General features: G+C 73.0%; 5 protein-coding genes. 2 read left to right on the forward strand and 3 right to left on the reverse strand.

The features are described from left to right. The first annotated feature begins 118 nt into the window (after positions 1–118). The gene (locus tag ACIP9D_RS20555; RefSeq protein WP_350875937.1) at positions 119–3,454 is read left to right on the forward strand and encodes a S8 family serine peptidase; all 3,336 of its coding nucleotides are present in this window, start codon (positions 119–121) and stop codon (positions 3,452–3,454) included. A 43-nt stretch (positions 3,455–3,497) separates the two neighbouring features. Here ACIP9D_RS20555 and ACIP9D_RS20560 read toward each other — a convergent pair whose 3' ends face one another. The 3 genes from ACIP9D_RS20560 to ACIP9D_RS20570 form a co-directional block, all read right to left on the reverse strand. Next, positions 3,498–6,251 (reverse strand): BTAD domain-containing putative transcriptional regulator, encoded by a 2,754-nt coding sequence (locus tag ACIP9D_RS20560; RefSeq protein WP_350875935.1) that lies wholly within the window; start codon positions 6,249–6,251, stop codon positions 3,498–3,500. Between the two features lie 137 nt (positions 6,252–6,388). After that, the gene (locus tag ACIP9D_RS20565) at positions 6,389–6,913 is read right to left on the reverse strand and encodes a sigma-70 family RNA polymerase sigma factor (protein ID WP_350875933.1); all 525 of its coding nucleotides are present in this window, start codon (positions 6,911–6,913) and stop codon (positions 6,389–6,391) included. 113 nt (positions 6,914–7,026) lie between these two features. Further along, positions 7,027–9,840, reverse strand: coding sequence for a BTAD domain-containing putative transcriptional regulator (locus ACIP9D_RS20570; protein WP_350875931.1), 2,814 nt, complete (start codon positions 9,838–9,840; stop codon positions 7,027–7,029). Between the two features lie 226 nt (positions 9,841–10,066). Here ACIP9D_RS20570 and ACIP9D_RS20575 point away from each other — a divergent pair, with 226 nt between their 5' ends. Beyond that, positions 10,067–13,072, forward strand: coding sequence for a family 16 glycoside hydrolase (locus ACIP9D_RS20575; protein WP_350875929.1), 3,006 nt, complete (start codon positions 10,067–10,069; stop codon positions 13,070–13,072). The last annotated feature ends 96 nt before the right edge of the window (positions 13,073–13,168 follow it).

The following is a 13,168-nucleotide window of genomic DNA, read 5'->3' on the forward strand; positions in this document are numbered from 1 at the left end:
CCCCGGCCGCGACGCCCGCGCGCCCGGTCTTTGTGACCCAGGTCACTTCCGATGAACTTTCACCTGCCGGTCACGTCCGGAGCACCCGGATACCTCTCGCGTTCATCTAGGGAGAATGATGCGGTCAGTTCGTACGTTATCGGCGCTGGCGCTGCTGGTGCTGGGCGTCTCGGCGGTGGCCCCGGGCGGTGCGCCTGCGTCGGCGAAGCCCCCGGCCGCGAAGCCGGCGACCACACCCGCGGTCGCGTCCAAGCCCCGGACGGTCACTCTGGTCACCGGCGACACCGTCCACGTCGGCACCGTCGACGGCCAGACGACTGTCGACGTGGTGCCGGGCAAGGGGCGGGAGCGCATCCCGTTCATCACCCACAGCGCCGGCGAGGACGTGCGGGTCATCCCCGCCGACGCCGTCGGCCTGCTCAACCGGGGCAAGCTCGACGAGCGGCTCTTCGACATCTCGACGCTGGTCAGCTTCGGCTACGACGACACCCGGGCCACCCTGCCGCTCATCGTCCAGCACAGCGGCGCCGCGCCCGCCGGCCTCGCCGGTGCCCGGACCACCCGGGCGCTTCACGGTGCGAGCGCCGTCGCCCAGAGCCGCGCGGACGCGGTCTCCTTCTGGAACACCGTCACGTCCGCGGCGGGAGGCGCCGAGCGGCAGCTGCGGGCCGGGTTCGACAAGATCTGGCTCGACGGGCTGCGCCGACCCACCCTCGACGTCAGCGTCCCGCTGACCGGCGCGCCGGAGGCCTGGAAGGCGGGCTGGACCGGAACGGGGGTGAAGGTCGGCGTGATCGACACCGGCGTCGACCAGACCCACCCCGACCTCGCCGGCCACGTCGCCGCCGCGGAGAACTTCACCGCCGAGGCGGACGCCCTCGACCGGGTCGGCCACGGTACCCACGTCGCCTCCACCATCGCCGGCACCGCCGCCGCGTCGCAGGGCCGTTACAAGGGAATGGCGCCCGGCGCGACCCTCTACAGCGCCAAGGTCTGCACCCTGGAGGGCTGCCCGGAGTCGGCGATCCTGGCCGGCATGACCTGGGCGGCCGAGCAGGGCGTCAAGGTCGCCAACATGAGCCTCGGTGGCCCGGACAGCCCGGAGACCGACCCGATCGAGGCGGCGGTGGCCGACCTCACCCACCGCTACGGCGTGCTCTTCGTCATCGCCGCGGGCAACAGCGGCGAGGCCGGCGAGTCCACGGTGGACTCGCCCGGCAGCGTGGCCGAGGCGCTGACCGTGGGCGCCGTGACCAAGACGGGCGAGCTGGCCGGGTTCTCCGGACGGGGTCCGCGCGCGGGCGACGCGGGCATCAAGCCGGACGTCACCGCGCCCGGCGTCGGCATCCTCGCCGCCCGCAGCTCGACCTCCGACCTGTGGCCGGACGACGCGAACCCGCAGTACACCAGCATGAACGGCACCTCGATGGCGACTCCGCACGTCGCCGGCGCGGCGGCGATCCTGAGCCAGCAGCACCCGGACTGGACGCCCGAGCGGATCAAGTCCACGCTGATGGCGGCCGCGAAGCCGAACGCCACGATCGGCGTCTACGAGCAGGGCGCGGGCTTCCTCGACGTCGCCCGGGCGATCCAGCAGACGGTCACGTCGAACCCGGTCAGCGTCGCCTTCGAGCGGGGCACCGCGGCGCAGACGCGCACGATCACGTACGCGAACAGCGGCTCTTCCCCCCGTACCCTGGCTGTCTCCCTCGACGCCAAGGACGCCGAAGGCGCCCCGGCGCCGGCCGGCCTGTTCAGCCTCAGCGCCTCCTCGGTGACCGTCCCGGCCGGCGGCACGGCCACCGTGACCGTCACCGTGCGGGCCAGCACCGACCTGCCCGACCGCTACTTCGGCGGTGAGGTGACCGCCACCGGCGGCGGCTCGCAGGTGCAGACCCCGGTCGCGCTCGACATCGCCCGCCACCAACTGAACCTCAAGCTCGTCGGGCCGGACGGCGGCGCGCCCACGCCCGATCAGGGCTGGGTGACCGTCCTGACCGACCTGGACCGGCAGACGCTCCTGGTGCTCGGCGACCCGTCGGCGACCACGTACCGGATCCGCGCGGGCCGCTACCTGGTGCAGACCTACCTGCAGAGCGGCGACCCGTACTTCCCGCAGATCACCTCGCTGGTGCGTCCGAGCCTCGACCTGACCCGGGACCAGGCCCTCACCATGGACACCCGCCTGGCGAAGCCGATCGCGGTGTCGGTGCCGAACCCGAAGGCCACCGCGGTCTTCCAGGAGTCCGGCTGGACGATCCGGACCGAACAGCCGCAGATCTGGGGCAGCAACGACCCGTACGGCACGCTGATGAACGTCCCCTTCGACCACGTGCGGACCGCGCAGATCGGGGCCGGCAAGACCCCCGGCTTCGTCTCGTACGTCCACGGAATGTGGGGCCAGGTGGCCCAGGACGGCAGCCTGCACAACAGCCCGTACGTCTACCGGGTCTACCTCTACGAGCCGGAGAAGATGATGACCGGGCTGACCCGCAAGCTGCGCGCGGGTGACTTCGCCACGGTCCGCTCCCAGGTCAGCGCGGACGTGGCCGGCGTGCCGGTGGCGCGTACCGCGGTCGCGCACGCGCCCGGCAACTCACCGGTCTACCGCGACGAGCGCACCATCCCGCCGAGCTTCACCTACGACGTGCCGAGCACGATCACCGAGTACTACAACCAGGACAAGAAGGCGGTGTGGCAGTCGACCTCGGCCCAGCCGGGCTACACGTACTACCAGTCGCCGTGGACCAGCTTCAAGCCCGGGCGCACGTACACGGTGAAGTGGGCCAACGCGGTGGCCGGGCCGGTCTTCCCGGAGCCGAACTTCGGCCAGCAGTACGCCACCCGCTACTGGGGCGACACGATCGGCGGGCCGGGTCCGCTGCACGGCGACGGCGCCGGGCACATGGGCTTCCGGCACGTCGTCGGTGGCAGCGTGCAGGTGGACCTCTACCGCAACGGCGTCAAGATCGGCGACGCCAACCAGGCGCCCTGGACGTGGGACGTGCCCGCGGCGAAGGGTGACTACCGGCTGGCCGCGACCTTCCGCAGCGACCCGGCGTTCACCCTGTCGACGCTGGTCGACGCGGAGTGGACCTTCAAGTCCGCGCACGTGGGCGACGGCGACCTGGTGAAGCTGCCGATGACGGCGATCCGCTACACCCCGGAGCTCGACATCGACAACCGGGCACCGGCCGGCCGGCTGTTCGCGGTGCCGATCTCGCTCGACCGCCAGGTCGGTGCGGCGCCGGGCCGGACCAGGTCGCTGACCGTCGAGGCGTCCTTCGACGACGGCAAGACCTGGCGGAAGCTGTCCGTGCAGCGTTCCGGGGAGAAGGCGGTCGCCTGGGTGCGCAACCCGACCGGCACCGGCTTCGTCTCGCTGCGGGCCGCCGCGGCGGACACCAGCGGTAACACGGTCAAGCAGACCGTCATCCGCGCCTACCGGTACTGAGCGGGGCACCCGGACGCGGCGCCCACCCGGCGCCGCGTCCGGGTCACCGGTGCCACCGCAACCGGTCGCGGATCCGGCGGGCCATCGGCGAGTCCGTCCCGTCCAACTCGGCGAGGGCCTCGTTCCACGCCTGCCGGGCCAGGGCCGGGTCGCCGTTGGCGGAGTGGAAGTCGCCGACGGAGACCAACACCTCCGCGGTTTGATGGGTGGCCCGAACGCCGCGGAAGGTGTCGATCGCCTGCTGCCAGCTCGCCATCGCGTGCGGCAGGTTGTCGATCATCGAGTACGTGTGCGCCAGCCAGGCCTGGGTGGTGCCCACCCCGTGCAGGTCGCCGAGGGCCTCGAACTGCTGCCGCGCCTCGACGAACCTGCTCAGCGCCTCGGCGTGCCGGCCGAGCCCGCCCTGTGCCCGCCCGATGGCCAGCAGGGCAGTGGTCGCGCCCCGCACCTCTCCCTCGGCCTGAAAGAGTGCCCGCGCGGCCTCGGAGTGCCGAATCGCCTCCTGGTAGCGCCGCTGGTCCAGCCGGATCTCGGCGATGTTGTTCTCCACGTGACCTTGCTCGGTGCGCCGCCCGAGCCGCTCGAAGAGCGTCCGGGCGTGCTGCAGGTGCGACAGCCCGCGGTCCAGATCCGCCAGGAAGTAGCAGGCGCCGGCGAGACTGCGGTGCAGCAGGGCCTGCGCGGCCGGGTCGTCCCCGGTCGCGGCGAGGGCGCTGCCCACCACCGCCGCCCACTGCTTGAACTGCGCGGTGTCCTGAAAGAAGTTCTGCAGGGCCAACGCGATCTGCCAGGCCGTACGAGGCCGCCCTCGCTCCTTGGCCCGCGCGACGATGTCGGTCAGCACCCGCTGCTCGGCGGCGAACCAGGCCATCGCGTCGGCCCGCCCGGTGAAGCCCCGGCCGGTGACCCCGCGTTCGGACGGCTCCGGCTCCGGCAGCGGCACCTGCGGCAGCAGAGGCAGGTGCGCCGCGTACGCGCTGAGCTGGTAGTAGTCGTAGACCCGCTCGATGGCAGCGGCCCGCTCGGCCGGGTCGTCGTGCTCCTCCCCGAGCTCCATGGCGTAGGCGCGCAGCAGGTCGTGCATCCGCCACCGGCCGTCGCCGGGCTGGACCAGCAGCTGCCCCCCGAGCTCGGCGAGCAGGCCGCGGGCGGAGCGCAGGGACAGCCCACCCAGGGCGGCCGCCGCTTCGGTGCTCAGCTCACCGGCCGGGTGCAGGGGCAGCAGCCGGAAGAGGCGGGCTGCCTCGGGGGTCAGGGCCCGGTAGGACCAGGAGAAGACCGCTTCCAGGTCGGCGTGTGAGTCTCCGAAGCCGGCCAGCCGGCCGTCGGCCTCGGCCAGCTCACCGGCGACCGTGGGCAGACTGAGCCCGGGCCGGCCGACGCTGCGGGTGGCGACCAGCGCCAGGGCCAGTGGCAGCCGGCCGCACCGCGCGATGATCTCGCCGACGGCGGCCGGGTCGGCGGCCGCCGCGTCGCCGAGCCGGCGGGTGAGCAGCTCGCGGGCCTCGGCGTCGGTCAGCAGATCGAGGTGCAGCGGGTGGGCGCCCGCCGGGCCGGCGACGCCGGTGATCCGCCGGCGGCTGGTGGCGATGACGAGACTGTCGCCGCTGCCGGGCAGCAGGTGCCGGATCTGGTCCCAGTCGCGGCAGTTGTCGAGCAGGATCAGCATCCGGCGCTCGGCCAGGATGCTGCGGTAGAGGCCGGCCTGGGCGTGCAGCTCGGCCGGGATGGCGGCCGGTGCGACGCCGAGGGACCACAGGAAGCCGCGCAACGCCTCGGCCGGTGTCATCACCGAGTCGCCGGAGCCGAAACCGCGCAGGTCCGCGTGCAACTGCCCGTCGGGGTAGCGGGCGGCCAGCCGGTGGGCCAGATGAACCGCGAGGGTGGTCTTCCCGACGCCGGGCATTCCGTCGATGACCAGCGCGGTGGTCCGCTGATTCGCCCTCAGCAGCTTCTCCGCGGCGGCCAGGACGCCGCGGCGGCCGGTGAAGTAGGGGTGGTCGGCCGGCAACTGGGCCGGCGGCCCCGCCCTGCCCGGCTCCGGGACGTCGTGGTCGAGCAGACTGTCCCGGGCCGCGCGCAGGTCGACGCCGGGTTGGATGCCGAGCTCGTCGGCGAGCCGGTGCTCGATGTCGGCGTACGCCGCGAGAGCTTCGGCCCGCCGGCCGTCGGCGGCGAGGGCGAGCAGCAGCCGCGCCTGCAGGGCCTCGTCCAGCGGCTCGTGTTCGGCGGCCAGCCGGATCGTGGGCAGCACCGCGTGGACGCGTCCGGCCCGCAGGGCGGCATCGGTCGCCGCGCGGACGGCCGCGAACCACTCGCCGTCGACGGCGACGAACTCCGGGTGGGCCCGTACGCCGGCCCGCAGGCCCGCGGCGCACCGGTCGCGCCACAGCGCCAGCGCCTCCCGGTAGAGCTCGACGGCCGGCTCGCCGGAGCTGTCAGCGGCCTCGGCGACCAGGCGCCGGAAGCGCAGCAGGTCGAGTGACTCTCCGTCGATCCGCAGCTGGTATTCGGCGCCGTCGCGGATCAGCACCGTGCCGGTTGCCCGGGTCGGCAGGCCCGGCTCGAAGCGCCGCCGGAGCATCCCGACGTGCCGGTGCACCACGTTGACCGCGCTGCGTGGGGGATCGGACTCCCAGAGCAGGTCGACGAGCTCGGCGACGCTGACCGTGCAGCCGGCCCGGACGAGCAGCAATGCCAGGATCAGCCGCTGCTGGCGGGTACCCAGGTCGATTTCGGACTGGCCGCGCCAGGCTCGTACCGGGCCGAGAACGGCGAAGGAGAGCGGGTCGGTCATCGTGATGTGATCCGTTTGGGGCTGGTTGCCACGTCGCCGAAGCGTGGCAGGGCCCTCGCCGAGAGCTTGGCGCGCGTTGTGGCACTGTGAGCTGCGACTCAGCGCCGGATCTCCGGCCGGGCCGGAATCGTCCCTGATCAGGCCGCTTCGAGGCCGGTGCGGAGGGCCCGCAGCGCGTAGTGGGTCCGGGACTTCACCGTGCCGATCGGGACTCCCAGCCGGCCCGCGACCTCTTCCGGTGATCGCCCGACCAGGTAGACCTCGGAGAGCAGGCTGCGCTGCGCCGGGCTCAGCCGGCCGAGTGCTCGCCGGATGGCGTGCGATGCCAGGGCGGTTCCGGTCGTGTCGTCTCCGGCGGGAATCCAGCTCATGTCGACGAGATGGACCTCCGCCGGTCGGCCCCGCCGCAGCCGGACGCCGTCGATGACGAGCCGCCGGGCGACGGTGAAGAGCCACCGGCGGGCGGCGTCAGGCTCGGCCGGCACCGAGTCGAGGTGCCGCCAGGCCCGCAGCATCGTCTCCTGGAGCAGATCCTCGGCACTCTGCCGCTGGCCGTGGGTCAGCACGAGCAGGAGTCGCAGCACGGCACGCGCGTGCTTCGCGTGCAGCGCGGTCAGGCGCTCGGCCGGGCCGGCCGGTGGTTCGTCGGGTGCCTGCAGCACGGCATGTCCCCCACACGCAGGAGCAATGGTGATGAGGCAGGAGCCTAGGGACGATCGATGCGAATGGACTGACGCGGAAGTGCGGATCGAGTGCCGTCGCCGTCCGCGATCGGTCACGGACCCGACGTGACCGCCGCGAGCAGGCCGGCCAGCCGCCGGCCGGTGCGGGTCTGCGGGTACGGGATGAGCGCCAGCGCCTCCTGCCACGCCCGCGCCGCGGCGTCCTGGTCACCGGTGGCGGCGAGGGCGTCGCCGAGCAGCGCCAACACCTCCGCGGCCGGCGCCGGCGCCGAGGCCTCCTGGTAGGCCACGGCCGCCGCACGCCAGCAGTCGACCGCCGTGCCGAGCTCCCGGCGAGCGGAATGCGCCCGGCCGAGCACCTCCCACGCCTCGGCGATGCCCAGCCTGTACTGCGCCGCGCGCGACAGCGCCATCGCCTGCTCGGCGCAGCGCACGGCCTCTTCCGCCCGGCCCAGCTCGGCGTTGCTCGCGGCCATGATCACCAGCGTGTCTGCGAGCAGTTTGTCGTCTCCGACCGCCCGGGCCGGCTCCAGCGCCGCGGCAAGCGCCCGGAGGACCTCCTCGTGTCGCCCCTGGGCGCCCAGGATCATCGCCCGGTTGATCCTGGCCCGCGGCTCGTCGGGCAGGCCGAGCCGGGCGAGCAGCTCGACCGCCCGGTCGAGATGGCCGACGGCGGTCTCGTGCTCGTGCCGGAAGTAGGCCGCCCCGGCCAGGCTGCGGTGCATCCGGGCCTGCCCGACGAGGTCGCCGCCGGTCCGGGCGGCATCGAGGGCCACCTGGCCGGTCGTCGTCCATTCGGCCCACCGGCCGCTGCGGTCGAAGAAATGCTGCATGCCCAGGGCGAGCTGCCAGGCCTCGGTGTGCCGGCCCTGCCGGGCGGCCCGACCAACCAGCGCGATCAGGACCTGCCGCTCGGCGGCGAACCAGCGCATGGCGTCGCCGTGGCCGGCGAAGCGCAACGGGGTATCGCCCGGCCCCGGCTCGATCAGCGGGTGGTCCTCGGAGGTCAACAGCCGCCGGTCCGCCTGATAGCAGGTGGCCCGGTAGAACTGCAGGCAGCGCAGCTCCGCGGCGGCGCGCTCGGCCGGGCTGTCGATCTCCTCGCCGAGTTCCCTGGCGTAGGCCAGCAGCAGGTCGTGGGTGCGGTAGCGGCCCGGCGGTTCCTCGCTGATCAGGTGCGCTCGGCTCAGCTCGCCGATCAGCGCCCGCCCGCTGCGCAGCTCGACGCCGGCCAGGCCCGCCGCCCCGGCGATCGAGATGTCGGGGCCGGGATGGATCGGCAGCAGCCGGAAGAGTCGGGCGGCCGGGGCGGAGAGTGCCCGGTAGGACCAGGAGAAGACGCCACGCAGGCCGGTTTGCGGGTCGTCGCCGTCGAATCCGTCCAGGCTGCCGGGCGTGTGGGCCAGCTCGGCGGCGATCTGCGCCGGTGGCGTCCGTGGCAGGCTCGCCGCGCGGGCTGCCACCACGGCCAGCGCGAGCGGCAGCCGCCCGCAGCTGGCGATGATGGCGTCGATCGCGGCCGGGTCCGCCGCGACGGGGTCGGCAGCGAGGGGTCCGAGCAGCGCCGCGCGGGCCTCGTCGAGGCTCGGCAGGCCGACCGGCAACGGGTGGGCGCCGGTCGTGGTCAACAGGGTGCTGAGCCGGCTGCGGCTGGTGACGATCACCAGACAGTCGGGGCTGCCCGGCAGCAGGTGCCGGATCTGCTCGGCGTCGCGGCAGTTGTCGAGCACGATCAGCAGGCGCCGGCCGGCAAGGCTGCTGCGGTACATGCCCGCCAGGGCGTGCAACTCGGCGGGAATGCCCTGCTGGGGCACCCCGAGCGAGCCGAGGAAGCCGCGCAGCGCCTCGGCCGGGCTCATCGCCGGGTCCCGCCCGTCGTATCCGCGCAGGTCGACATAGAGCTGCCCGTCCGGGTAGTCGGCGGCGAACTCGTGAGCGAGGTGGACGGCGAGGGCGGTCTTGCCGATGCCGGGCATGCCGTCGATCGCGAGCACCGCCGGCCCGCCCGGGCGTGTGAGCGCCGCGCGGGCCTGGGCGATGAGCTCGTCCCGGCCGCTGAAGAAGGGTAGGTCCGGCGGCAGCTGCGCGGGCCGGGGCAGCGGCGACGGTGATTCCGTGCGCGCCGGCCCGGTGCGCTGGTGCAGCAGCCGGTCGTACGCCTCCCGCAGCTCCTCGCCCGGGTCGATGCCCAGGTCGTCGGCGAGCCGGCGGCGCACCACCCGGTACATCTCGACCGCTTCGGCCTGGCGGCCGTCGGCGGCGAGCGCGAGCAGCAACCGGCTCTGCAGCGACTCGTCGAGCGGGTGCTGCTCGGCCGCCTGCCGCAACGGCGCCAGCACCGCGCTGAGCCGGCCGCAGCGCTCGGCGGCGTCGGCGGCCTCGCGTACCGCCTGGGCGCGTTCGGCCTCCACGGCGAGGAACGCGGGATGCAGGCGCGAAGCCGGTTCCAGGCCCGCGGCGCACCGGCCGCGCCACAGCCGCAGCCCGTCGAGGGAATGCCGCAGCGCCGACTCCGGGTCGCCGTCCTGCAGGCTCCGGCCGGCCAGTCGGCTCAGTGACCGGAACTTCAGCAGGTCAAGCGAGTCCTCGTCGGCGCGCAGCCGATAGCCCGGGAGCTCCCGAAGGATGTGCCGGCCCGTCGAGCGGTTGGGCAGGCCCGGTTCGAGCAGCCGCCGGAGCACCCCGACGTGCCGGTGCACGACGTTCGCGGCGCTCGCGGGGGCCTCCTCGTCCCAGAGCAGGTCGACCAGCTCGGCCAGGGAGACCGGTGAACCGGCCCGGGCCAGCAGCAACGCGAGGACCAGGCGCTGCTGGCGGGCGCCGAGATGCAGCTCGGCGCCGGCGCGGACGACTCTGATCGAGCCGAGCACCGAGAACCTGATCGTCTCGCCCGACTCCGCCCCCACGCCGGCAACGGTAACCGGCCGATCGGCCGCCCTGGCGACCGCAGGCCCGGGGCGGGACGACCTCCATGCGCCAACTTTTATTCCTACATGCAAAAGTTTCGTTGTATCGATCTAAAGTGATAGTGTCTGCGATCAATCTTTCGTTTGCGAGATCCGTACTGACCGGTCCTCGGGAGGACGTGGCACGGCTCCCTCCAGGCCGGGACCCCCACCCACAGGAGGAACCATGACCGCACCGAACCGGTGGCGCCGGCGCCGCCGATCCGTGCTCGTGGCCGCAGGGGCCGCTCTGGCGACCGTGCTCGCCGCGGCCCCCTTCGCCCCGGCGACGGCCGCACCCGTCGCCGCCGACGTTCCGCCCCAGGAACCCGGCGTGACCCTGCGCTCGTACGACATGGGAACCGCGCTGTCGGCGTTGTGCACCCTGAAGCCGGCGCAGACGCCGAACGTCGACAAGCTCATGCCGCAGATCAACTGGACCAGCACCGACGAGTTCGGGCTCTCCGACCGGTTCATCAGCCACGTCATCGCCAACCTCGCCGCGCCCGTCGACGGCGACTACACCTTCCGGCTCACCAGCGACGACGGATCACGGCTGACGATCGGCGATCAGCGGGTCGTCGACCACGACGGGCTGCACGGCGAGACCGCCAAGGAAGGGTCGGCCACCCTCAGCGCCGGCCTGCACCCCTTGCGCCTCGAGTTCTTCGACAACGGCGGCGGCCAGGTGTTGCGCCTCGAATGGCGGCGCCCCGGGGCGGCCACCTTCGAGCTCGTACCGAACTCCGCGTTGAGCACCGACGCCGGCGTCGTACGCGTCACCGCCCCGGGATGGAAGTACTGCGAGGGGGCGACCGACTCGGCCGGCGACGGCCTGCCGCTCGACCGGGTGCACCCGGGCTACACCCTCACCGACCTGCGCCCCGAAGGGCTCCAGCCGCAGGTCACCGGCATGGCGTTCCGGCCCGACGGCGACCTGGTGATGTCCACCTGGGGCGGCACCGACAACGCGACCGGCGAGATCTACGTGGTCGAGGGCGTCACCGGCCAGACCAGCCCCGAGCAGGTGACCTACCGCAAGTTCGCCGACGGTCTGCGCGAGCCCCAGGGCGTCGCGGTGGTCGACGGCGTCGTCTACGTCAGCCAGAAGCACGAGCTGACGGCCCTGCGCGACACCGACGGCGACGGCCTCGCCGACGACCGTCGCACGGTCGCCACCTGGCCCTGGGGCGGCAACTTCCACGAGTTCGCGTTCGGCCTGTTGCACCGGGACGGGTACTTCTACCTCAACCTGTCCGTCGCCATCAACCAGGGTGGTGCCACCACCGTGCCCCAGCCCGCGCCGAACCGCGGCACCTCGATCAAGGTGAACGCCAGGACCGGCGAGATCACGTACGTCGCCGGAGGGCTGCGCACCCCCAACGGGATCGGGTGGGGACCGCGTGGCGAGGTGCTCGTCACCGACAACCAGGGCGGCTGGCTGCCCGCCTCGAAGCTGGTCCAGATCCAGCAGGGGGCGTTCTACAACCACTACACGACACCCACGGGTCCGTTCGACGACAAGCCCGTGACGCGTCCCATCGTCTGGCTCCCGCAGAACGAGATCGCCAACTCGCCGTCCACGCCGGTGCTGCTCAAGCAGGGGCCGTACGCGGGGCAGCTGGTCGTCGGCGACGTGACCTACGGCGGCCTGCAGCGGGTCTTCCTCGAGAAGATCGAGGGCCAGTACCAGGGCGCGGTGTTCCGGCACACCCAGGGCCTGGAGGCCGGCGTCAACGAGGTCACCCTCGGCCCCGACGGCGCGCTCTACACCGGGGGCCTGGGCGCCGGTGGCAACTGGGGTCAGGAGGGCAAGCTCACGTACGGCCTGCAGAAGCTCACGCCCAACGGCACCTCGGTCTTCGAGGTCAAGCAGATGCGCGCGTCGCGTGTCGGGTTCGAGCTGGAGTACACCAAGCCGCTGTCGGCCGAGACCGCGCAGGACCTCGCCGACGCGTACCAGGTGACGCAGTGGCGCTACGGCGCGACGAGCCAGTACGGCGGTCCCAAGCTCGAGCTGGAGACGCTCAAGGTGGCCAAGGCCGAGCTGTCGGCCGACGGCCGCACCGTCAAGCTCAAGATCCCGGGCCTGAAGGAGAACCGCGTGGTGCACGTGCGCTCCCCGCGTCCGTTCTCGTCCGCCGGCGGCGAGGAGCTGTGGAACACTGAGGCCTGGTACACGCTCAACGAGATCCCGGGCCGGGTGGTGCAGCCGCAGACCTTCTTCGAGGCCGAGGAGGGCCGTACGGTCGGCGTCGGCATGGCGACCGACCACGCCGCCTACTCCGGCGCCGGCTTCGCCGCCGGGTTCGCCGACGACGGCGCGTCCACCCGCATGTCCGTCGATGTTCGCGAGGCCGGGACGTACGACCTGGCGATGCGCTACAGCAACGGCCCGAACCCCTACTCGGGCGAGAAGCAGCTGAGCCTGTACGTCAACGGGAAACGGGTCGAGCAGACGATCTTCCCCTCCACGGTGACCTGGGAGGAGTGGGGCACCGTCAACACCACGGTGCGCCTTGACAAGGGCCGCAACCTGGTCGAGTACCGCAAGGAGGCCGCGGATTCCGGGCACGTGAACCTCGACGTGCTCGCCGTCCGGCCGCACGGCAAGCGCATCACGCTGTTCAACGGCGGCGAGCTGAGCGAGTGGCAGCACACCGACGGGCGCGAGCCCGAGTGGGCGGTCGCGGACGGTGCCATGACGGTGCGCAACGGGGATCTGCGGACGGTGCAGGCCTTCGGCGACTTCCGCCTGCAAGTGGAGTTCAACCTGCCGCTCTACCCGCCGGACGTGACCGGCCAGGCGCGTGCCAACAGCGGCGTCTACCTGCAGGACCGCTATGAGATCCAGGTGCTGGACTCGTTCGGCATCGACCCGCCGCAGACCAACGACGCCGCGGCCATCTACACCCAGAAGGCCCCCGACGTGAACGCGGCGCTGCCGCCCGAGACCTGGCAGACGTACGACATCGACTACCGCCAGGCCCGCTACGACGCGGCCGGTAACAAGGTGGCGAACCCGCGCGTCACCGTGGTGTGGAACGGCGTCACGGTGCACGACGACGTCGAGATCCTCGGCCCGACCGGTGGCAGCCGGCCCGAGGGGCCGGCCACGGGCGCTGTCCGGCTCCAGGATCACGGCAACCCGGTCCAGTATCGCAACATCTGGATCGAGCCGCTCGACGGCTAGTTACGCCGCCAGCACGCGGGCGGCCGGGCCGGTCAACCGGCCCGGCCGTCCGCACGCGCCCGCCCAGCGGCCCCGACGGATCGGCCCGCCTCGGAG

This window comes from Micromonospora sp. NPDC093243 (assembly GCF_044753725.1).
Classification (GTDB): domain Bacteria; phylum Actinomycetota; class Actinomycetes; order Mycobacteriales; family Micromonosporaceae; genus Micromonospora.